21 protein-coding genes are annotated in these 21,513 nt (G+C 73.6%); 4 read left to right on the top strand and 17 right to left on the bottom strand.

Annotated features, from left to right (window positions below):
* Window positions 1–574: 574 nt before the first annotated feature.
* From IF129_RS24600 to IF129_RS24580, 5 genes are all read right to left on the bottom strand, one after another.
* Window positions 575–1,381 carry an ABC transporter permease gene (locus IF129_RS24600; RefSeq protein WP_191212027.1) on the bottom strand — a complete coding sequence of 269 codons (807 nt, stop codon included), beginning with the start codon at window positions 1,379–1,381 and terminating at the stop codon, window positions 575–577.
* Entirely contained in the window at window positions 1,378–2,340 is a 963-nt protein-coding gene (locus IF129_RS24595; protein WP_224755530.1) for an ATP-binding cassette domain-containing protein, read from the bottom strand. The genes IF129_RS24600 and IF129_RS24595 overlap by 4 nt, the downstream gene beginning before the upstream one ends.
* 65 nt (window positions 2,341–2,405) lie before the next feature.
* Entirely contained in the window at window positions 2,406–3,242 is an 837-nt protein-coding gene (locus tag IF129_RS24590) for a DUF4097 family beta strand repeat-containing protein (protein ID WP_191212026.1), read from the bottom strand.
* A 61-nt stretch (window positions 3,243–3,303) separates the two neighbouring features.
* Complete coding sequence (locus IF129_RS24585) at window positions 3,304–3,831, bottom strand: toxin-antitoxin system HicB family antitoxin (protein ID WP_191212025.1); 528 nt, start codon at window positions 3,829–3,831, stop codon at window positions 3,304–3,306.
* A gap of 327 nt (window positions 3,832–4,158) precedes the next feature.
* A complete protein-coding gene (locus tag IF129_RS24580; protein ID WP_191212024.1) occupies window positions 4,159–4,509 on the bottom strand; it encodes a winged helix-turn-helix transcriptional regulator in 351 nt (116 codons plus the stop codon).
* Between the two features lie 33 nt (window positions 4,510–4,542).
* Here IF129_RS24580 and IF129_RS24575 point away from each other — a divergent pair, with 33 nt between their 5' ends.
* A complete protein-coding gene (locus IF129_RS24575; RefSeq protein ID WP_191212023.1) occupies window positions 4,543–5,442 on the top strand; it encodes an NAD(P)-dependent oxidoreductase in 900 nt (299 codons plus the stop codon).
* 58 nt (window positions 5,443–5,500) lie between these two features.
* Here the strand turns inward: IF129_RS24575 and IF129_RS24570 are convergent, their stop codons facing one another.
* From IF129_RS24570 to IF129_RS24515, 12 genes are all read right to left on the bottom strand, one after another.
* Complete coding sequence (locus tag IF129_RS24570) at window positions 5,501–6,388, bottom strand: acyl-ACP desaturase (protein ID WP_191212022.1); 888 nt, start codon at window positions 6,386–6,388, stop codon at window positions 5,501–5,503.
* Between the two features lie 9 nt (window positions 6,389–6,397).
* Window positions 6,398–7,231, bottom strand: coding sequence for an SAM-dependent methyltransferase (locus tag IF129_RS24565; protein WP_191212021.1), 834 nt, complete (start codon window positions 7,229–7,231; stop codon window positions 6,398–6,400).
* Between the two features lie 2 nt (window positions 7,232–7,233).
* Window positions 7,234–7,497: an acyl carrier protein gene (locus IF129_RS24560; protein WP_191212020.1), complete on the bottom strand. Its 264-nt coding sequence runs from the start codon at window positions 7,495–7,497 to the stop codon at window positions 7,234–7,236.
* Window positions 7,498–7,537: 40 nt separating this feature from the next.
* Window positions 7,538–8,083, bottom strand: a complete 546-nt coding sequence (locus tag IF129_RS24555) for a PaaI family thioesterase (RefSeq protein ID WP_191212019.1) — start codon at window positions 8,081–8,083, stop codon at window positions 7,538–7,540.
* On the bottom strand, window positions 8,080–8,871 hold the full coding sequence (locus IF129_RS24550; protein WP_191212018.1) for a ferritin-like domain-containing protein: 792 nt from the start codon (window positions 8,869–8,871) through the stop codon (window positions 8,080–8,082). Before IF129_RS24550 ends, IF129_RS24555 begins: the two co-directional genes overlap by 4 nt.
* A complete protein-coding gene (locus tag IF129_RS24545; RefSeq protein WP_191212017.1) occupies window positions 8,871–10,547 on the bottom strand; it encodes an AMP-binding protein in 1,677 nt (558 codons plus the stop codon). The genes IF129_RS24550 and IF129_RS24545 overlap by 1 nt, the downstream gene beginning before the upstream one ends.
* 21 nt (window positions 10,548–10,568) lie before the next feature.
* Entirely contained in the window at window positions 10,569–11,258 is a 690-nt protein-coding gene (locus IF129_RS24540; RefSeq protein ID WP_191212016.1) for a 4'-phosphopantetheinyl transferase family protein, read from the bottom strand.
* A 10-nt stretch (window positions 11,259–11,268) separates the two neighbouring features.
* Window positions 11,269–12,507: a cytochrome P450 gene (locus IF129_RS24535; protein ID WP_191212015.1), complete on the bottom strand. Its 1,239-nt coding sequence runs from the start codon at window positions 12,505–12,507 to the stop codon at window positions 11,269–11,271.
* A gap of 3 nt (window positions 12,508–12,510) precedes the next feature.
* Entirely contained in the window at window positions 12,511–12,915 is a 405-nt protein-coding gene (locus IF129_RS24530; protein WP_191212014.1) for a hotdog family protein, read from the bottom strand.
* A gap of 14 nt (window positions 12,916–12,929) precedes the next feature.
* Window positions 12,930–13,319: a hotdog family protein gene (locus tag IF129_RS24525; protein ID WP_191212013.1), complete on the bottom strand. Its 390-nt coding sequence runs from the start codon at window positions 13,317–13,319 to the stop codon at window positions 12,930–12,932.
* Between the two features lie 216 nt (window positions 13,320–13,535).
* Window positions 13,536–13,865, bottom strand: coding sequence for a response regulator transcription factor (locus tag IF129_RS24520; RefSeq protein WP_318153924.1), 330 nt, complete (start codon window positions 13,863–13,865; stop codon window positions 13,536–13,538).
* The gene (locus IF129_RS24515) at window positions 13,862–14,470 is read right to left on the bottom strand and encodes a helix-turn-helix transcriptional regulator (RefSeq protein ID WP_191212012.1); all 609 of its coding nucleotides are present in this window, start codon (window positions 14,468–14,470) and stop codon (window positions 13,862–13,864) included. The genes IF129_RS24520 and IF129_RS24515 overlap by 4 nt, the downstream gene beginning before the upstream one ends.
* 398 nt (window positions 14,471–14,868) lie before the next feature.
* On the opposite strand from IF129_RS24515, the gene IF129_RS24510 reads away from it, so the two are divergent.
* From IF129_RS24510 to IF129_RS24500, 3 genes are all read left to right on the top strand, one after another.
* The gene (locus IF129_RS24510; protein ID WP_191212011.1) at window positions 14,869–18,144 is read left to right on the top strand and encodes a type 2 lanthipeptide synthetase LanM family protein; all 3,276 of its coding nucleotides are present in this window, start codon (window positions 14,869–14,871) and stop codon (window positions 18,142–18,144) included.
* Window positions 18,145–18,192: 48 nt separating this feature from the next.
* Entirely contained in the window at window positions 18,193–18,441 is a 249-nt protein-coding gene (locus IF129_RS24505; protein WP_191212054.1) for a hypothetical protein, read from the top strand.
* Between the two features lie 129 nt (window positions 18,442–18,570).
* Window positions 18,571–21,480: an AAA family ATPase gene (locus IF129_RS24500; RefSeq protein WP_191212010.1), complete on the top strand. Its 2,910-nt coding sequence runs from the start codon at window positions 18,571–18,573 to the stop codon at window positions 21,478–21,480.
* Window positions 21,481–21,513: the final 33 nt, after the last annotated feature.

The following is a 21,513-nucleotide window of genomic DNA, read 5'->3' as shown; positions in this document are numbered from 1 at the left end:
TAACAATTGCAAGCAAGCCGCTTGCAACCGTGTCGTGGCTGCGGAGGGAGGAGCGCCCACGCGTCCTCCCGGTCAGCCGTCCGATGGACGGCTGGGGTGGGCACCTGGAAAGCGCAAGGGCCGCCCGATAGCACGGGCGGCCCTTGACCAGTTCCGAACCCTGGGGTGTGGCCTGCCCACTTTCGGGGCTACCAGGGACGATTCCAGGGTCTTCGGTGCTGAGTCTACCTACGGTTGCCCCGTCATGCCCAGCAAGCAGCACACCGACGTCGATCCGCCCCGCGACAAAGCCGTCACGGAGCTGATCAGCCCCGACCGGCCGGCTCCCTACCCGGCTGCGTGTGCCGGCGACACAGCCACCGCGCCGGCCTTGTACCGGTGGAACGGCCATCTCGCCGCCGCGTTCTTCGCATCGTCGGGTCACCTGGAGATCATGCTGCGCAACGCACGTGACGCGCGACTGGTCGACCGCCGGCAGCGCCGGGGGCGCGGCACCGAGTCGGATCGATGGCGTCCCTGCCCGGCGGCCCCGACCCGTCGGGCCGTCGTGGCTGTGGGCAGGGAGGCGGGGGCGTCAGGGGTGGGTGCTCCGGCGGAAGCGGGCCCTGGCCCAGAGGTATCCGGTCAGGCCGATGCCCGTGCACCAGGCCAGGGAGACCCAGCCGTCGTGGCCGATCCCGGTGCCCGTGAGCAGGCCCCGGAGGGTCTCGTTGAGGGGGGTGAACGGCTGGTGTTCGGCGAACCGGCGCAGCCAGGAGGGCATGGACTCGGTGGGGACGACGGCGCTGCCCAGGAAGGGGAGGAAGGTGATGGGCATCGGGAGGTTGCTGGCGGACTCGACCGTCTTGGCCGCCAGGCCCATCCCGGCCGAGAGCCATGCGAGGGCGAGGGCGAGGAAGGACAGCAGGCCGAGGGCGGCGAGCCACTCCACGGGGGTGGCGTTCGGGCGGAAGCCGACCGCGAGGGCGACGGCGGTGACGGCGGCGGTCCCGAGGATCGTCTGGACGAGGTTGCCCAGGACGTGGCCGGTGAGGAAGGACGCGCGGGAGATCGGCAGGGTGCGGAAGCGGTTGACGATGCCCTCCGTCACGTCCATGCAGACGCTGAGCGCGGACCCGACGCAGCCGGTGGCGACGGTCATCAGGATGATGCCCGGCGCCACGTAGTCGATGTAGGTGCCGTCCCCGGGGGACCCGGAGCCGCTCCCCGGCGCCCCGATGCCCGCACCGAGCGCGCCGCCGAAGGCGTAGGTGAACAGGAGCAGGAAGAGCACCGGCATCAGGACGATCGTGATGACGACCGACGGGTAGCGGATCGCGCGCTTGAGGTTGCGGCGGAACAGGGTGACGGAGTCACGGGCCGCGTGGCCGACGCTGCTCATCGGTGGGTCTCCTGTCGCCGGTGGCCGGTGAGGGTGAGGAAGACGTCGTCGAGGTCCGGGCTGTGCTGGGAGAGCGCGGCCGGGGTGACTCCGGCGCCGTCGAGGAGGTCCAGGACGGCGCGGAGGGTGGGGACGGTGCCGTCGGAGGGGATCTGGAGCGTCAGTTCCCCGTCGTCGCGCCGGGGGTCCGGGAAGCACGCGGCGGCCAGGTCGAGGGCGGCGGCGTCGGTGAACCTCAGCGCGATGTGCCCGCCGGGGACGAGGCGCTTGAGCTCCTCGGCCGTCCCTTCGGCGACGATCCGGCCGCCGTCGAGCACCGCGACGCGGTCGGCGAGCCGGTCGGCCTCCTCCAGGTACTGCGTGGTGAGGAGGACCGTCACGCCGTCGTCGGCGACGAGGGAGCGGATGATCTCCCACATGGTGCGGCGGGAGCGCGGGTCGAGGCCGGTCGTGGGCTCGTCGAGGAAGATGACGCGCGGGTCGCCCACGAGGGTCATGGCGAGGTCGAGTTTCCGGCGCATGCCTCCGGAGTACGTGGCGGCGGGCCTGCGGGCGGCCTCCGCGAGGTCGAAGCGGTCCAGTAGCCCGGCGGTACGGCGGCGGCCCTCGTGGCGGGGCAGATGGTGCAGGTCCGCCATGAGCATGAGGTTCTCCTCGGCGCTCAGCAGGTTGTCGACGGCGGCGAACTGGCCGGTGACGCCGATGAGTCCGCGCACGGCGTCGGGTTCGCGGGTCAGGTCGTGGCCCGCCAGCCGGGCGGTGCCGGAGTCGGCGGCGACGAGGCTCGACAGGATCTGGACGGTGGTGGTCTTGCCCGCGCCGTTGGGGCCGAGAAGGGCGAGGACGGAGCCGGCCGGGATGTCGAGGTCGATGCCGCGCAGGACCTGCCGGTCGGCGTAGGACTTGGTGAGGCCCCTGACCGTGACGGTCGCGGGAGGCCGCGTTGATGTCATGGGCATGACAGATAGCTCCTTGGCGGAGGGGAAGGGGGTGGGGTGCGACGGGTGGGGGCCGAGCGGGCCGGTCAGGCGCGGCGGATGTGGATGTCCCCGAGCGAGGTGCGGGCGCTGATCTCCACGGTGTCGGCGGCGTCGCCGGGGCCCTCGGCGGAGCCGAGGGTGTTGCGCAGGACGCCCATCTTGGTGTGGACGTCGAGCCAGGCCGCGGTGGTGTCGGGGATGCCCACCTCCAGGTCGCCCGCGGAGCCGCGCAGGGTCACCGTGCCCCGGGCGACCCGGTCCAGGCGGATGCCGCCGAAGGCCGACTTGGCCTCCACGTCGCCCCGGGCGATGCCCACGTGGAGGGAGCCGTTGGCGGCGCTGGCCTCCAACGTGCCCAGAACCTCGGCCACCTCGGTGTCGCCGTTGCCGTTCTTCACCTTCAGGTCGCCGTCCACGGTGCCGACGGTGATGCGTCCGGCGCCGACGATCTCGGAGTCGGCGGTGGCGTGGTCGAGGCGGATCATGCCCAGCTCGCCACGCAGCCGGGCCGCGGTGGTCTGCTCGACGTTCAGGTCGCCGACCGACGTCCTCAGCCGGGTCTCGCCGAGACGCCCGGTGCAGTGCAGGTCGCCGAGCTGCGCGGTGGCCTCCAGGGAGGAGCCCGAGGGGAGGGACACGGTGACGTCCACGCCCCCCACCCGGCCGAACGGCCCGTTCCTGCGGGGGCCCTTCACCGTGAGGACGCCGCCCCCGCACGTCACCTTGGTCTGGGCGGCGGCCTTGACGTCGGCGTCGGACGCGGGGTCGGCGGGGTGGACGTCGACCACGGTGTCGGCACGGTCGGAGGCGGCGATCCGGGCGGTACCGATCGAGAACTCGATGACGGCGGCGATCGGCTTGGGGGTGTCGTAGGAAGGCATGACGGATCTCCCGTCCTCTCCGGATGGGTGGATGACGTGGGTGGTGGGTGCGGCTGCGGCCTCAGCGGACCCAGCCGGTGAAGCCCCGGTCGCCCAGGACCCGGCTCGCCGCGGAGGGCCGGGGGGCGTCCGCCCGGGGAGCCGCCGCCGGTCCGAGCGCGGCCGAGGTGGCGCGGACCAGCCAGGCGTTGACGGACAGGCCCTCGCGGGTGGCGGCCTCCTCCAGGCGGGTCTTGAGATGGGCGGGCAGGCGGAAGTTGATGCGCGCGGAGGCGCCGTCGTCCCCCTCCGGGAGGGGAGGCGGGGCGGGCGCCTCGGCCGGTGGTGCGGTCTCGGACGCCGGGGCGGCCGGCGGCGTCACGACGAACTCCGGGTCGGCGCCGCGCAGCCGGACGTCGACCGACCCCGGGGCCAGTTCGCGCGTGACCTCGCTCATCGCCGCCGAGAGGGCGGTGAGGAGGGTGAGGCGGGTGGCCGAGTCCAGGGAGGCGGTGAGGCGCTCGGCCAGGGCCCGGGCCTCGTCACCACCGGCTTCGGCGGCGACGGCGAGCTCCTGGCGCAGGCGGTCGACGTAGGGCGTGAGGTCCATGACGCCATGATGGCACATGTGTGGCGCCATGCCAAGCGACGATGGCGTCAGTGGCCGGTGATGGTCGGTGCCGGAGGATTCTCCGCAGCTCAGGCGCCCCTTTCGGGGGAGAGGGTGGGTGGAATTCCTCCGTGATGGGGATGGTGCCGAGGTTGGTGTGGCGCGTGATGGCGCCATGTGGCGCCGCTCTGTGCCATGCGGCGCCATCCGGTGTCACGCGGTGCCGGAGGGAGTGGCCACCTTTTTGTGGGTACTTGTCGGCGCCGTCGAAGCCGGCCGAACCTGGTGGTGGCGCCGGGCGCGAAGGGTGAGGAGGGTGACGCGGCGTCAGGACGCGGGGCGGGAACGGGCGAGTCGTTCCAGCCGCCGGTGGCCCCAGTGCGAGAGCGGGGCGAGGGCCTCGGAGAGGTCGCGTCCGAACGGGGTCAGGGAGTAGACGGTCTTCAGCGGGAGCACGTCGTGCACCTCGCGGTGCACCAGACCGTCGGACTCCATCTCGCGCAGTGCGTGGGTCAGCACCTTCTCACTGAGGCCCGGAAGCCGTCGGCGGAGTTCGCCGGGGCGGTGCGGGCCGGACTCCAGCAGCCAGAGCAGGGACGTCTTCCACTTGCCGTCGATGACGGCGACAGCGGCGGTCACTCCGCAGACGTTCGGGTCTTCGGCGCGGCTGCGGGTCATGTCGTTTCCCTTTTCACGATGTGGAGTTGAGCTATGCCTTCGAACCAGGACCAGTCTGCCGTCACCGTGCTCGGATTGGGGCCGATGGGCCGGGCACTGGCCGGGGCGTTCCTGGACGCCGGGCTGACGACGACGGTGTGGAACCGGACGCCGGGCCGGGACCGGGAGCTGGTGGCCCGGGGCGCCGTCGGGGCCCGCTCGCCCGAGGAGGCGGTCGCGGCGAGCGGGGTGGTGGTCGTGTGCGTGGTGAACTACGACGCGTCGGACGCCGTGCTGCGCCGGGAGGCCGTCGCCTCGGCGCTGAAGGGCCGCACGGTCGTGAACCTGACGGCCGACACCCCGGAGCGGGCGCGGGACACGGCGCGCTGGGCGGCCGAGCACGGCGTGGGCTACCTGGACGGCGCGATCATGACGCCCACGACGACCATGGGGACGCCGGACGGGGTGTTTCTGCACAGCGGCCCCGAGGCGCTGTACAAGAGGTCGCGTCCGGTGCTGGCGGCGCTGGGCGGTACGCACACGCACCTGGGGGAGGACGTCGGCCGCGCGGCGGCCTACGACATCGCGCTGCTGGACATCTTCTGGACCGCGATGTCGGGCTACGCGCACGCGCTGGCCGTGGCGCGGGCCGAGGGCGTCTCCGCGCGGGAGCTCGCCCCGTTCGCCCGGGGCATCGGGGCGATCCTGCCGCCGATCTTCGAGGAGACCGCGGCGGAGGTGGCGGACGGCCGCTTCGGCGGCGACGACAACCCGCTCACCTCGGCGGTGTCGTCCATGGCCCACATCGTCCACACCTCCGAGGCGCACGGCATCGACGCGGGCGTGATGCGGGCGGCCGAGGGGATGGTGCGGCGGGCCGTGGGCCTGGGCCACGGAGCCGACGGGTTCGCGCGCCTCCCCGAGGTGCTGGGTCGTCACCTGGCGGGTGCCTGAGCGGGGGCGCGCCCCGGGCCGGTGGGGTTGGCCCGGGGCGCGCGGGGTGCCGTGGGTGTCAGAACGGGTTGGTCTGCATCTGGCGGCAGGCGGTGACGAAGGAGATGAGCTCGTCCACCTTGTCCGACCTGGCGTCCACCGCCCGGTTGACGACCTTCACCAGGTGGTCGTACGCCTCGGTGTGGTCGTAGCGGGCGGTGTCGGCGATCTTCAGCGCCCACCGCCAGTACCCGCGGATGGTGTCCGCGAGGGGCATCCTGAACTGGGCGATCACCTCGCGGATCGGGTCCACGACGGCGTCGCCGTAGCGCTCCAGGTAGAGCCGGACCATGTCGGCGAAGAACGAGAAGTGCCGGGCCTCGTCCTTGCTGAGCCGGACCAGGATCTCCTTGAGCAGCGGATCCCCCACGGCCTGCCGCAGGTGCTGGTAGTAGATCTGGGTGGCCTTCTCCTGCACCAGGGGGTAGGTGAAGAACTGCACCGCTTCGTCGTAGGGCAGCACGAACTGCTTGCGGCCCTCCTCGGCGAGCGAGTCCCACAGCGCGTCCCGCTCGGCGAGCCCGGCCGCCAGCTGGTACCTGGTCAGGGCGCGGGCGTGGGTGTCCTCCTCCTGGGCCCAGCGGACGGTGAAGTGGTACAGCTCGCGGTTGTGGATGTACGTCGCACGGTCGACGCTGTCGTCCACGGGGAAGTTCTGCTCGTAGAGGGCGAAGTAGCCGGGCAGGTGGTCCTCGATGATGGTGATGAACTGCACGGCGGAGCGCTCGCCCTCGGTGAGCCGGTCGGCGTCTGCCTGCGTCCAGTCGAAGCTGAAGTCGACGTCCCAGCGGAGCGTGGGCGGTGAGGTGCGCAGGAACGCGCTGACCGCCGTGTCCACGTCGGCGGCGGGCAGCAGCAGGCCGCCGACCTGGGCGACGTTCCACCCGGTCGTGACGGAGTCGGTCATCGCGCCCTCCTAACGGGATTTCTGGAGGGTGAGGGCGTAGTGCTTGGTGGTGAAGCCCCACCCCGCGTTGGCCGTCTTGAGGTAGCGGGACAGCTGGTCGGACAGGCCCGGCTCGATCGCGTTCAGCCGGTCCGCGTTGCGTTCGACGTTGGCCAGCCAGTCCTCGATGGTCCGCCAGTAGTCCTGCGTCAGGTCGTCCACGGCCACGACGGTGAACCCGGCGTTCTCCGCGCCGCGCACCAGGTCGGAGAGGGGACGCATGTCGCCCCAGCCGAAGATGGAGTCCCGCACGAAGACGGAGTTCTCGCGCTCGGCGAACTCGGCCCGCTTGGCGGCGTTGCGGTAGCAGCTCTCGGAGACGTACATCCGGCCGCGCGGCTTGAGCGCCGCGTACGCCTTGCGGAAGACGCCGTCCAGGTCGGGCATGTGGACGATGGACCCGAGCATGCTGACGGCGTCGAAGGAGCGCGGCTCGGGCAGGTGCTCCTCGAACTCGCCGACCAGCGTCGACACCTTCTCGGTCAGGCCGGCCGCGGCGGCCCGCTCGGCGATGTAGGCGTGCTGGTTGGGCGCCGGGCTGATGCCGACCGTCCGCGCGTCGTACTCGGCGGCCATGAAGAGGATCAGCGAGCCCCAGCCGCAGCCGATGTCCAGGATCCGCTTGCCCGGCTCCGCGCCGAGCCGGTCCGCCACGAAGTGCAGCTTGTTCTGCTGCGCCTGGTCGAGGGTGTCCTCGTCCGTGCGGTAGATCCCGGCGCTGTACTTGCGGGTGCGGTCCAGGTACAGCTCGAAGACCCGCGGGTCCTGGTCGTAGTGCTGGTTGGTCTTCGCCTCGGCACTCACGGTCAGCTCCGCTCGGCGATCAGCGCGGCGACGGCGTCGGCCACGTGGTTGATCGTCTTGAAGCCGAAGACCTGGTCGTCCTCCAGTTCGATGTCGAAGGTCCGCTCGATGCGGGCGACGGAACGCAGCACCTTCACCGAGTCGGCGCCCTCCACCGAGCTGAGGTCCGTGTCGGGCGTCAGCTCCTCGGCGGGGCGGCCGAACTCGGCCGCGACCAGCTCGGTCACCGTGCGGATGATCTCGTCCTTGCTCATGTTCTCGGCCATGTGCGTGTCTCTCCTCGCGGGTTTCCGTACGGTCGTGCTGTCAGGGGGTGCGGAGCTCGGCCAGTGCCGTCTCGACCAGCCGGGCCTCGTGCTCGGACATGGCCATGCGCTTCCTGGCCTGCTCCTCGGTCACGGGCTGGTAGGCGCCCGTGGCGAACACGACGGCGTTCCCCTCGGCGTCGGTGATCTCCGCCTGGGCCTGGTGCGGACCGGTGTCGCCCGCCGCCGCCTCGGTGGTCGCGGTGCAGCGGTAGGTCGCGCCCACGGTCAGCGGCTCGACGTAGCGGGTGCGCAGGCTGGTGGTGAAGACGGAGACCCCGAGGCGCAGGACGAGGAGGTTGCCCATGATCTCGTCGCAGACCGTGGTGGACATGCCGCCGTGCACGACGCCGGGGTAGGACTCGAAGGTGCGGTCGAAGGTGAAGGCGCACATGATGCCGCCGTCGGCGGTGTGCGCGAACCGCAGCCGCAGCCCCTGGTCGTTGGCGGGGGAGCAGCCGAAGCACCGGTAGTCCGGCAGCACCCGCCAGGGCAGCTCGACCGGTGCGCCGAGGGCGCCGTCGGCCGCGTCGGGGTGGGTCGTCATGCGGCGATCACCTCGGCGAGCGCGTGCCGGACCTTGCGGTTGGTCGAGAGGTCCATCTCGACGATGCTGCCGAAGACGCGGCGGATCTTCGTCTGGAGGTCGTTCAGCTCGTCGCCGTCGGCCACCCGCTCCAGGAACAGCTCGAAGGCGGTGTCGATGGTCTCGTGGTCCTCCAGTTCGGTCAGGTTGCTCTTGAAGAGGCCGACCGGGTGCTTGATGCGGGAGTCGGAGGTGTAGACGTAGAGCGTCTCCAGGACCGATGCCCGCTCCTCGGGGTGGCGGGCCAGCCGCTGACGGCAGTAGTGGATGAACTCCCGCGCGTGCGCGGCCTCGTCCCGGCTGGCCTTGAGCAGCAGGTCGTGGAGGACGGGCTCCTCGACGGCGCCGGCGACCCGGCGGTAGATGTGGTTGACCGTCAGCTCGGAGATGATGTTGGTGGCCAGCGTCGCCGAGGGCGTGGTGCCGGGGTCGTAGGGGGCGCGCATGGCCGCCACCGCGCCGTCGTCCACCTTCTCTCCGATGGCGTCCAGCCACGCCTTGAACATGTAGTGGTGCTGGACCTCCTGGTTGCCCCAGACCACCGCGAACGTCGAGAAGTCGTAGTCGTCGACGAACTCGTTGAGGAAGCCGTGCACGGCGGCGATCACGTTCGACTCGCCCATCACGGCGCTCTTGGCGATCGTCACGTACTCGGGCTGGACGAGGTCCTTGCGGACGGCGGAGAAGTCGACGTCGGTCAGTTTCCAGTGGTTGCGCTCGTACTGGGTGAACACGTCATAGCTGTGCATCAGTTGCCCCCTTTGGCCTGTTCTTCCGCGTACGCGTTCCGGGCGGTGAGTCGTTGGAGCTTGCCGCTGGTTGTGCGGGGGAGGGAGTCCGGCGCGGCGAGGACGACGCGCAGCTCGTCCAGCCCGAGCGCGGTGCGCACGAGCGTGCGCAGCCGGGCCGTCAGCTCCGCGTGTTCGGCCTCGGGGCGGCCGGTCTCGGCGACGAGCACCATGTGCTCGGAGGGTCCGGACGCCCCGCCGGCCCCGTCGTCGGCCTGGTGGACGAAGGCCACGCAGCGCCGTCGGTGCACGGCCTCGTCGGTGCGGACCGCGCTCTCCACGTCGTCCGGGTAGTAGTTGTCGCCCCGGAGGATGAGCATCTCCTTGGCGCGCCCGGTGATGAAGAGCTCGCCGTCGGCCAGGTAGCCCAGGTCGCCGGTGCGCAGCCAGCCGTCCTCGGTGAACGGCTGGTCCAGGGTGCCGGTGTCGTCGACGTACCCCGCCGTGACGGACGGCCCCCGCAACTGCACCTCGCCGACCACCCGCTCTCCGGCCTCGGCTCCTTCCCCGGGCCCGGCGACGCGCAGCCGCATCCCGAGGACCGGGCTGCCGACGCTGACGACGCCGCGCGCGCCCGGTGCCGTGCGGTCGACCGGTACGGCGGTGCCGCGCTCGGCCAGGGCCGTGCGGTCGACCCACTCCCAGCGCGGTGCCCGTTCCAGCGGCGGGAAGGTGACCGCGAGCGTGGCCTCGGCCAGGCCGTAGACCGTCAGCATCGTGCGGGGGTCGAATTGGGCGGGAGCGAAGTGCCGGAAGAACGCCTCCAGCGAGTCGACGGCGATCGGCTCGGCGCCGTTGAACGCGACGCGCCACCGGGACAGGTCGTAGGACGCCGCCTCCTCGGCCGGTACCGCGTCCACCAGGTAGTCGTAGGCGAAGTTGGGCATCGGGCTGATGGTGTAACCGCCCTCGGCGAACCGCCGCAGCCAGCCGGCCGGGTCCTTGACGAAGGCCGAGGGCCGCCAGATCGTGCACGGGACGCCGGTGAGGATGCCGGTCAGCGTGCCGAAGAGGCCCATGTCGTGGAAGAGCGGCAGCCAGCTGGAGTTCCGGTCGGCGGGGGTGAGCCGGATCCCGTCGCGGATCGCGCGCAGGCAGTTCAGTACACCGGCGTGGGTGAGCCGGACGCCCTTGGGGTAGGAGGTGCTGCCCGAGGTGTACTGGAGGACGATCTCGCGTTCGGTGCCCACGTCGGCACCGTCCACCTCGCGGTCGCCGTCGACCAGCGTCTCGGAGGCCGGCAGGACCCGGCGGCCCGGCAGTGCCTCCTCGATGAACGGCCGCATCGGCGTCAGCCGGCCGGAGATCAGGACGTCCTTGATGCCGGCGTCGTCCAGCACGCCGACGAGCTTGGCGGTGTCGGCCTCGCGGGCGTTCATCGGGAGCGGGCAGACGCACGCCCCGAGCCGGCTGAGGGCGAAGAACAGCAGGAGGAAGTCGGGTTCGTTGGTGGACAGGGCGCCGACGCGGTCGCCCGCGCGGATGCCGAGGTCGTGCAGCGTTCCGGCGATGCGGCGCGAGCGTGTGCTCAGGTCGGCGAGGGTGAGCGCGGTCCGCTCGGCGGGGAAGTCGACGGTGACCTCCCCGTACCCGGCGACCATCGTGTCCAGCGCGCTGTGCAGTGTCGGTTGGTCCATGCGTGCCCCCGTCTCGCGTGGTCAGTCGGACGTCGATATCTCCGGGAGTTCCGCCGTCGAGGAGCTCGGGCGGAGGGTCCAGCGGCCGTCACCGTCCCCGGGCGTCCACCGGCTGAGGCGGACGGCCCCGGGAGCGGTGCCGGGCGCGGATGGTGCGGTGAGCGCCAGGTGGCGCCCGCCGAGGTCGAGGGTGCGGGTGCGCAGCCCGGTCGGCGCGCCGCGCCAGGTGGCTTCGGCCCAGGTCAGGCCGGGGTGGTCGGTGAAGTGGATGGTGGCCAGGCCGGCGCGCAGCCCGTGGCCGAGCGCCTTGGCGACGCTCTCCTTGGCCGCCCACAGCAGTCGGGCCCCGCCCGGCCGGGCGAGCAGGCGCGCGTCCGCGTCGCCGCAGTAGCGGTCGGCGACCTCGCGCAGCTCGCCCTCCGGCGCGTCCTCGACGTCGACGCCGCAGGGGCCGGTGCTCTGGAGGAGGGCGAGCAGCCCGGAGTCGTGGCTCACGTTGAGGTGCGGGCGTCCGGTGGCCCGTCGTCGGACGGCGTGGGCCAGGAGCCGCGACGTCTCGGCCTGGGTGCGGCGGCGGCCCGGCGCGTACCGGCGGTGCAGGGCGGCGCGCTCCGGTTCCGGTAACGCGGCCGGCAGGTGTGCTGCCGCGGTGTGCACCGCGGACAGTTCGACCAGGTGAAGATGAAGATCAGCCCCCGTCGTCGTCTCCATGGACGCTCGGTTACGGTCTTCCGGTCGTGGCGGGCAGCGTGGCCAGGCCACGGAACTGCAGGTTGTCCGCGCGCCACCGGTACGGCCGCTCCGGGTCCAGCCTCAGGTCCGGGATGCGGCGCGTCAACTCCCTCAGTGCGTAGGCCCCTTCGACCTTGGCCAGCCCGGCGCCGATGCAGTAGTGCACACCGGTCCCGAGAGCGACGTGGCCCGTCTCCGTGCGGGTGACGTCGAGCCGGTCGGGGTCGCTGAACTGCGCCGGGTCGCGGTTGGCCGAGCCCCGCACGAGGTAGGCGAGCTGGCCCTGCCGGATCGTCGTGCCGTGCAGCTCGACGTCCCGCGTGACCAGCCGGTGGGTGAGCTGCACGGGGCCGTCCCAGCGCAGGATCTCGTCGACGGCGGCCGGGATGCGGTCCGGCTCGGCCCTGAGCAGCTCCCACTGGTCGCGCTCGGCGAGCAGGCCGCGCAGGCCGTTGCCCAGCATGTCGACGCTGGTCTCGTAGGTGGCCACGAGCAGCAGGAGGAGGTTGGAGCACAGCTCCTCGTCGTCGAGCCGCTCGCCGTTCTCCTCGGCCTGGGCCAGTCGGGAGATGAGGTCGTCCCCGGGGTCGCGGCGGCGCTCGGCGATCACCGCGCCGAGGTACTCCATCATCTGCCGCAGCGACTGGGCGGCCGGGCCGTGCGTACCGAGCAGGTCGGGTGCGCCGCCGAGGAACAGCTTCATGGTGTCCGCCCACTCGGTGAGCAGCGGCCCGTCCTCGTCCGGCAGCCCGTAGAGGGCCAGGAGCACCCCGATCGGCACGGCGCGGCTGAGGTCGGGGATGAGGTCGAAGCTGCCGCGCTCGATCAGCGAGTCGACGAGCCGGGCGACGATGCCCTCCACGCGGGGCTCCACCTGGCGCACGTCCCGGGGGCTGAAGCCCTGGGACATCAGTTTGCGCACCCGGGTGTGCTCGGGTGGGTCCAGCATCCACATCCACTGGGAGGCGAGTTCGACGAAGCGCGTCATCGCCGGGGACGGGTCGGCGCCGCCCCGGGCCGCGAGGAGGCCGATGCGCCGGGAGGAGAACGTCTCGTGGTCGCGCAGCGCCGCGTGCACGTCGTCGTACCGGGTGAGCAGGTAGCCGTGCAGCTGGTCGTCCCAGTGCACGGGGGCGTGCTCGCGCAGCAGCGCGTAGGTCGGGTAGGGGTCGACGAAGACGTCGTGGCTGAGCAGCTTGAGCTCACTCGTCGGGCTCGGTCTGGTCATGGCTCAACTCCCTTCTCTCGTCAGCTCGGCGAACAGCTCCCGGGGCAGTTCGGCGACCCCGGTGCCGGCCAGGACGGGTGCGCCGTCGTCGCCCGCGACCCGCACCTCGCAGTCGAGCACGACGTGCCCGTCCGGTACGTCGGGTGCCTGCTCCGCCTCCTGCACGGAGACGGTCGCCGTGACCGTGTCCCCGGCGAAGACCGGGGCGAGGAAGGTGAAGGAGAGCTTCCGCATGTGCACGCCCGGTTCGGCCAGCAGCGGCACCGCGGTGAGGGTGAGCGCGCCCTGGGCCATGCGGCGGTCGCCGTGGCCGCCCATGTGGTGGGCGCCCAGGTCCCCGGTCAGGCGGGCGCAGACGTCGATCTGCTCGGAGCTGAACGTGTGCGTGGCGGTTCGGGTGATGCCCATGGCTGCCAGTCCCTTCAGGCGCTGACGATGAATCCCTTGCTGCGGCCGGTGATGACGACGTCGTCCCCGCACCGGACCCGGGCGTCGAACGCGATCTTCGTCATCCCCTCCGTCGGCTCCAGCCGGGTGACCTCCAGCTCGGCCGTGATCTCCTCGTTGCGGCGGACCGGTCGGGACACGGTCCAGTCCATCTTCTGGGAGAGGTAGTCGAGGTCCCCGCCCAGCTTGGTCAGCGGTGCCAGGACCAGCAGGTACGGCAGCTCCTCGGGCAGCGGGTCGACGGCCGTGCCGCGCAGTGCGTGGAAGTCGCGGAGGTCCTGCTCGGTGTACCGCTTGGTCCAGACCAGGACCGTGCCGACGGAGATGTCCCCGTGCACGGCGTTCTTGATGGTGTTCGACGACAACGGCCCCTCCAGGACGGGAGTCACGACGTGGCGATGGCGGCGGCGGACTCGGTCGACGTGCTGGCTACTAACGGGTATCCGCTGGGAATCATCCCGCACGGGGCCGGGGAACGAACCTGCCAGGGGCAAGTGTGAGCCACTTCACAACACCCGCCTCCGTGGTCACTGTTGTTCATTCAACTATCAAGGAGAACTGCGGAGTTGGCGGGGGATCGGTCAGATGAGGCTGTGGTGGAGGGCGCGCGCCACGGCGTGCGAGCGGTTGCGGGCGTGCAGGCGCGACATCAGCTCGTAGATGACGTTCTTCACGGTGTGCTCCGAGCAGGACAGCGCGCGGGCGATGGCCGTGTTGGCGTGGCCCTCCGCCATGAGGGTGAGGACGGCGGTCTGACGGGCGGTCAGCCGGGGTGCCTCGGGCCGCCGGGCGGCGCCGGGCGGGGACGTGGCACGGCCGAGCAGGCGGACGAGTTCGGGGTAGGGCATCTCGACGGGGTCGTCCGACGGCGGGCGGGACCCTCCGGGGGCGGCGGTCGCGGTGGGGGTCACAGCATGCCCGCCCGCAGCGCGTAGGCCACGGCGTGCGCGCGGTTGCGCAGCCGGAACCGCTGGGTGATGTCGTGGACGATCGTGGTGACGGTCCGCGGCGAGTAGCAGAGGTGCTCGGCGATCTCGCTGGTCTCGTGCCCGTCGGCCACCATCCGCAGCACCGAGCGCTCCCGGTCGTCGAGGCCCGCCTCCGCCCAGGGCGCCGTGGCGCGGGAGACGGAGTGCTCCAGGAGGAGGTCGAGGAGGTCCGGCGGGAGTGTGCAGTCGCCCCGTGCGGCGGCCAGGACGGCGCGGGCGAGACGGGTGGGGTCGGCCTCGCGGCGGCGCAGCAGCCCCCGGGCGCCGGCGGCCAGGGCGTGCAGGGTGTCGGCCGGTGCCAACTCGGCGGCGACGAGGACCACGTCGGGAGGTGCGGGGACGTCCCGCACGGTGCGCAGGACGTCCAGCTCGGGGCGGCCGACGGCGTCCGCGGTGATGACGACGACGCGCGGGCCGTCGTCCGGGTCGGCCAGCCGCACCTGCGGGCAGGAGAGCAGTGCGGCCTTGGTGCCGGCTTCGAGCACCGGGTCGAGTGCGACGACGTCGACGGGTACGGGGTCGCCCATGTGGTCCTCCGTGGGGTCGTCCGCCGGCCGGTGTGATGGCGGCGGAAGGGGAACGGGTACCAGGCTGCGGCGAGCGGACCGGGGGCGGCATCGGGCCGCACCCCCCACTTTTGGCCACCCCCGCCCGCACGGCCCGCGCGGACGGCGCGGGCGGCGCGGACGGGGGTGGGGAACGGCGTACGGGTTCGAGCGCGGCGCTAGCGGAGCGCGAGCCGCAGCGGGTGGACTGCGGTGGCGCTGCCGGGTGCCGCCCGTGTCCGCACCGCAGGTCGGACGGGGTGCGTACGGGTCGCGGGGGGCCGCGTGCGGAATATGGGGGCCCAGCCCCCATGTGCGCGGCGGCGGGGTCTGCGAACTTTCTTGGTGTGACTGACACCGCCACTCCCGATGAGCCCCAGGTGGGCGGCCTCCCCCCGTTCTGGTGGGCGCCGGGCCTGAACCTGCGGGAGCGACTCGCCGCACCGGGGGCGCCCCGCCCCCGGCGGGGTGACGCCGCCCGCCTCCGGCCCGCCGCGTGGTCGCTGGGCGACGTGGACGGCTTCGCGGCCCGGCTCGCGGGCCTCGGGATCGGCGAGGACGTGGCCAGGGCGCTGGCGGCGGAGACCCCCGAGCGGCTGGCGGAACGCGCCGTGAAGCCCGAGTGGGCGCGGTACGCGGAGCGGGTGGTCGCGTCGGCGCCGGAGTGGCCGGCGGAGGAGACGCCGGAGACCGAGGAGACGCCGGAGACCGACGGGACGCCGGGCACCGGGGGCGCCGAGGTGTTCCTGCCCGTGCTGCGCCCGCTGATCCGGGCGGCCTGGGCCCAGGCCGCCCCGCTGCTGGAGCCGGAGCTGCCGCACGACGAACTCGACGCCGTCCGCGCGGGGTTCGAGCGGAGCCTGGGGGCGCGGCTGGCGCACCTGGCGGCCCGGTCCCTGGTCACGCAGCTGTACCGGGCGCGGACGGCCGGAGTGCTGGCGGGCGGGACGTCGCGGGAGCGGTTCGCCGCGTTCGTCGCCGGGGCCGGTACCCGCCAGGGCCTCACGACGCTGTTCACCCGCTACCCGGTCCTGGCCCGGATGCTGGCCGTGACCTGCGACAACGCCGCGCGCAACACGGTGGAGCTGCTGCGCCGCCTGACGGCCGACCGGAGCCGGATCGCCGAGGACCTGTTCCGCGGCGTCGACCCCGGCCCCGTCCGCCGGATCGACTTCGGCCGGGGCGACGCCCACCAGGGCCACCGGTCGGTGGCCGTCGTGCACTTCGCCCGGGGCGGCGCCGTCGTCCACAAGCCCCGGCCGCTGGGCCAGCACACGCTGCTGGACGAGGTGGTGGCCTGGGCGAACGGCCGGGTGCCGGGGCTGGGGCTGCGCACGCCGCGCTCGGTGCACGGCGCCGGGTACGGCTGGCTGGAGTTCGTCGAGCACACGCCGTGCGAGTCGGCCACCGAACTGGACGTCTTCTACCGGCGGCAGGGCGCGCTGCTCGCGCTCCTGTACGCGCTCGACGGCGTCGACATGCACTACGAGAACGTGATCGCCTGCCGGGACCAGCCCGTCGTCGTCGACGCCGAGACGCTGCTGCACGCCGGGCTCTCCCCGGCCGTGACGGCGGGCGCCGACCCGGCGGCCGACGCGCTGGCCGCCTCGGTGCACCGCACCTGCCTGCTGCCGAGCCTCCTCATCGGGGAGGACGGCGCGCTGGACATCTCCGCCCTCGGGGGCGGAGCGGGGGGCGGCTACCCGAGTGCGGCGATGCGCTGGGAGGGCGTCGGCACGGACGAGATGCGGGTGCTGCGCGGCCGGGTCGAGAGCCCGCAGGGCCAGAACCGGCCCCGGTTGCGCGGCCGTTCCGCGGGCCGCGGGCACGCGGACCACCGGGCGGCGCTGCTGGAGGGCTTCCGTGCCGGGTACGACGCGGTCGTCGGACACCGGGAGGAGCTGCTCGGGGAGGACGGGCCGCTGGGGCGCCGCTGCGAGGCGCCCGGTCGGCTGATCGTCCGCTCGACGCGTCTCTACACGACGCTGCTGGACGAGTCGGCGCACCCGGAGGTGCTGCGGGACGCGTTGACGCGTGACGTGGTGTTCTCCCTGCTGTGCACCGAGTCCGCGCAGGACCCGGCCCGGCAACGGCTCGTCGAGGACGAGATCGCCGACCTGTGGGGCGGTGACGTCCCCCTGTTCCTCCACCACCCGGCGCGCACGGCGGTGCTCACCTCGCGGGGCGAGGTCCTGGAGGGCGTGCTTCCGGTGCCGGGGCTGCGCACGGCGCTGGACAAGATCGCCGCCATGGGCGAGGTGGACCGCCACGACCAGGAGTGGGTGATCTCGGCGACGCTCGCCGTCACCGGGGCGAACCTCAGCTCGCTCGGGGCCCGTTCGGTCCTGGCCGGACCGGTCGCTCCGGCGGTGGCGCCCGAGCCGTCGCGGCTGCTCAGCGCGGCGTGCGGCGTCGCGGACGAGATCGCGGCCCGTGCCGTGCACGGCGGCGGTCGGGTCAACTGGCTGGGCCTGGAACAGGTTTCGGGTGAGCACTGGGCCGTCCTGCCCATGGGCGGCGGACTCGCGCAGGGGTACTGCGGCGTGGCGCTGTTCCTGGCGCAGCTCGGAGTGCTGGCGGACGCCGACCGGTACACCGGGCTGGCCGCCGAGGCCGTCCGGCCGCTGCCGCTGCTGCTGGCCGCGCTGGCCAAGGACCCGGAGCTCGCCGCCGCCGTGGGGCCGGGCGCCCTGCACGGCCTGAGCGGCATCGTCTACACGGTGGCGCGGCTGGCGCCCATCGTGGGCGAGGACCTGGCCGGCTGCCTCCCGGACGCGCTGTCCGCCCTGGAACTCGCGGCCGACGTCACCGGCGGAGAGGCGGCCGGCGACGGCGGCCTCCCGGCCGGTGACGGGCTCGCGGAGGGCCTGGCGGGCGCCGTGGCCGCCGCCGTCGCGGTGCACCGGGCCGACGCGGCCCCCGGCGCCGGGGAGACGGCCAGGCGGCTGGCCGACCGGCTGCTGGCCCGCGTCGGACGGCGCGCGGACGCCGGCCCGCAGCCGTCGAGCCACCCCCGCGCCGGGACGCACGGTTTCGCCGAGGGGGACGCCGGGATCGGCTGGGCCCTGCTGCGGTACGCCGCCGTCCGGCGGGCGGCGGGTGCCTCGGGCGCCACCGGGGGGAGCGCGGCGGACGGGCTCCCCGCCTCGGCGCACGCCGCCGTCGGCGGCGAACTGCTGGGCCGCGCGGTCGACGTGGCCCTGGAGCGGCCGGCGGAGCCGGGCTGGTACGCCGGCCTGGCGGGTGTCGCCCTGGCCGCCGCCGACACGGCGGGCACCGTGGAGGCCGAGGCGGCAGCCGCCCGGCTCGACGCCTGCGCCGCCCGGCTGGACGTGCGCGCCCACGCCCCCGACCTGAGCCTGCGCGACGGCGTCCTCGGTTCGCTGGAGGCGCTGGGCGCCCTGGCCGCCCGGGACCACGCGCGCACCGGCGACGCCCGCTCCGCCCTGACCTACCGCACGGGGGAGGTGCTGGGCCGACTGGAACAGCACGGCCACCGCTGCGGTACCCCCGACCACGTCCCCTCACCCGGTTTCCTCACCGGTCTGTCCGGCATCGGGTACGCGCTGCTGCGGCTGGCGTTCCCGGACCGGGTCCCCTCCGTCCTGCTCCTGGACACCCTCCCGGCCTCGTCCGGGGGGTCGCGCACCACCTGAACGGAACCGCTCGTAGGTCACCACCTCTCTCGTGGAAAGGTCGTCATCATGCAGCAGCACCCCGCCACCGCCGTCACCGCCGTCACCGCCGTCACCGCCGCCGGGGCCCACTCCGACGAGGCGACCGAGGCCGTCCCCGCACAGCCCGGCGGTGTCGAGGACCCGGCCGGCCAGGTCACGCTGAGCGGCCGCAACCGGGCGTGCGCGCGGGCCCGGGTGCTGGCCGGGCTCGTCCTCACCAGCGGGGTCGTCGTGACGCTCAGCCAGATGGACACCAGCGTCTCGGCTCCGTCCTGACCGTCCGTCCGTCGCGGCCCGGACCCCGGTCCGGGCGGTTCGGAATCCACGACTCCGATTGTCGGAGCCGGATGTAGGGCGCACACGAACGCTTCACGTCGAGATGCCGTCTGACTACCATGAGCGCCCATGCGTTCCCGTACGCGGTTCATCGTCGGTCGTGACCCGGAGCTGTCGGAGATCGGCCGGGCGCTGACCGACGCCCGGGAGGGCCGCGGCGGGGTCGTCTTCCTCGTGGGGGAGGCGGGCATCGGCAAGTCCCGGCTGGCGGCCGAGGCCGCCGGGACGGCGTTCGGCTCGGGGATGCGGGTGCTGCGGGGCCGCAGCAGCACCACGGGCCCCACGGTGCCCTTCCGGCCGCTGACCGAAGCCCTGATGACGCTCTTCCGGAGCGGCGAGCCGCTGGACGACCTGCCGCTCGGCCCCTACCGGCCGACGCTCGGCCGGATCATCCCGGACTGGAGCAGCGACACCCAGGAAGACAGCTCCATGGTCATCCTCGGGGAGGCGGTGCTGCGGCTGCTCATCGCCACCGGCAAGGAGCACGGCCAGCTCCTGCTGCTGGAGGACCTGCACGACGCCGACCCCGAGACGCTCGCGGTCGTCGAGTACCTGGTGGACAACCTGGAGTACACGAACGTCGTGCTCCTGGCCACCATCCGCACCGAGCCGTGCGACGCCCTCGACATGGCGGAGGCCGCCGGCCGGCGCGGCGCGGGCGCCGTGCTGGAACTCGCCCCGCTGACCCGCGCCGAGGTGGGGGGCGTCGTCGCCGACCAGCTCGGCACCGAGCCCGAACAGGTGCCGCCGGAGGTCCTGGAGCGGCTGTGGGACGACAGCGCCGGCAGCCCCTTCCTCGTCGAGGAGCTGCTCCAGGGCCTGATCAGCAGCGGCGCGCTGGTGCGCGGCGACGAGGGCTGGCGGGTCGTGGGCAGCCTGCGCAGCGACGTCTCCACGGCCCTGGCCCGGGGCATCCTGCGGCGCATCGACCGGCTGGGGCCGCAGGGGCTCACCCTCCTGTCGGCCGCCGCCGTGATCGGCCGGCGCTTCCCGCTGACCGTGCTCCAGCGGATGACCGGCATCGACGACCGCGGCCTGCTGAGCCACCTGCACGCGGGCGTGGCGGCCCAGCTCGTCGTGTCGGACGAACCCGCGCCGGACTGGTACGCGTTCCGGCACGCGCTGACCGCCGAGGCGCTGATGACCCAGCTCACGCCGGGCAACCGGGCCGAGATGGCCGGCCGCGCGGCGGACGCCGTCCAGGAGCTGCACCCCGCGCTGGAGGGCGAGTGGTGCCCGCTGGCGGCCGAACTGCGCGAGCAGGCGGGCGCGGACGGGGAGGCCGGCCGGCTGTTCGCGGACGCCGGGCTGCGCGCGCTGGCCGCCGGGGCGATCGGCTCGGCGGTGACCCTCCTGGGCCGCGCCGAACGGCTCCTGGCCGGGAACCAGGACACCGCCCGCCGCACGGAGGTCCTGGAGGCGCTGCTCCCGGCGCTCGCCGAGGCCGGGGACTTCGCGCAGGCCTTCAGCTTCGCGGAGCACCTCCACACGCCCGGCGGCAGCGGGCTGAGCGCCCAGCGGCTGGCCGTGCTCCACACGCGGCTCGCCAAGGTCGCCCACACCTCCGGCCGCTGGGAGGACGGCAACCGGCAGATCGCCCGCGCCCGGGCCCTGCTGGGCGAGAGCCCCGACGAGCGGTCCACCGCGCCCATCGACGTGACGGCCGCCTATCTCGCACTGGACACGCCCGGACCGGACCGTACCCAACTGGCCGAGAAGCTGGCCTACTCGGCGCTCCAGGCGGCCGAGCGGCACGGGATGGCCACCGTCGTCTGCCAGGCCTGGGAGCTGCTGGCGACGCTCGCCCGGGAGCGGGACTTCGACGAGGCGTCGGCCCTGCTCCAGTCGGCGCTCGGCACCGCGGAACGCCATCACCTGCCGGTGCAGCGCATGTACGCGCTGACCCGCATCGGCGGGAACACCTGGCTGACGGAGGGCAGTACGGACGGGCTGCTCGCGGCCCGGAACGAGGCGCAGCGGCTCGGCTCGGCCACCATCGTCTACACGATCGACGGCATCCTGATCCTCGACGCGGTCCTGCGCGGCGAGTTCGACGCGGCACGGGAGGCGGGCCGGGAGTGCCTGGCGGTCGTCCAGCGGCTCCGGCTGGCCCCGGCGAGCCGGTACGTGCTGATGGCGCAGGCGACCCGGGCCGCGCACCTGGGCGACCGGGCGGCCATGGACGGCGCGCTGGCGGCGTTCGCCGAGTGGGACGGCAGCGGTTCGCAGGAGGAGCCGCTGACCCGGGGGCTGGCGCGGGCGTTCTGCGCGCTCCTGGAGGAGGACCGGGACGGGGCGCTGACGGAGCTGAGGGCCGTCTCCGCGCTGGAGGACGCCAACCCCAGCACGTACTACCTCAGCGGCCGGTACGGCGTCGGGCTGCTGCTGGAGGTGCTGGCGGGGGAGGCCGACCGGGGCCGGTTCGAGGAGATCGCCGCGACCGCCCCCGGGCGCATGCGCTGGAACCGGCAGTTCCTGTTCTTCGCGGACGCCGTCCTGCTGGGCCGCGAGGGGCGCGGGGACGCGGCGGAGGCGGCCGTCGCCGAGGCGCTGCGGGTCGCCGCGCCGTACCCGACGGCGCTGCACCTGGGGCTGCGGCTGACCGCGGAGGCCGCGCACGAGAGCGGCTGGGGCGAGCCGGTGGCCTGGCTCCGCAAGGCCGAACTCCACTTCCACCAGCACGCGGTGACGGCCGTGGCGAACGCCTCGCGCGCGGCGCTGCGCGGCATGGGCGCCCCGGTGCACCAGCGGCGCAGCGGGGCGAGCCGCATTCCCGACGAGCTGCGCACGCAGGGCGTCACGGTGCGCGAGTACGAGGTGTTCCAGCTTCTGGCGGAGCGGCTGGGCAACAAGGACATCGCCGACCGGCTCTACATATCGCCGCGCACCGTGGAGAAGCACATCGCCGCCCTCGGCACCAAGACGGGCCGCCCGAACCGGGCGGCCCTCTGTGATCTGGCGGCCGCGCTGGCCCCCTGAACCCCGTCTCGTCGAGCCCCGCCGCCCCCGGGC

The sequence above is a fragment of the Streptomyces chumphonensis genome, from assembly GCF_014779715.1.
Taxonomy (GTDB): domain Bacteria; phylum Actinomycetota; class Actinomycetes; order Streptomycetales; family Streptomycetaceae; genus Streptomyces; species Streptomyces chumphonensis.
The sequence above is the reverse complement of the archived record's forward strand: the minus strand, read 5'-3'. Positions and strand labels throughout refer to the sequence as shown.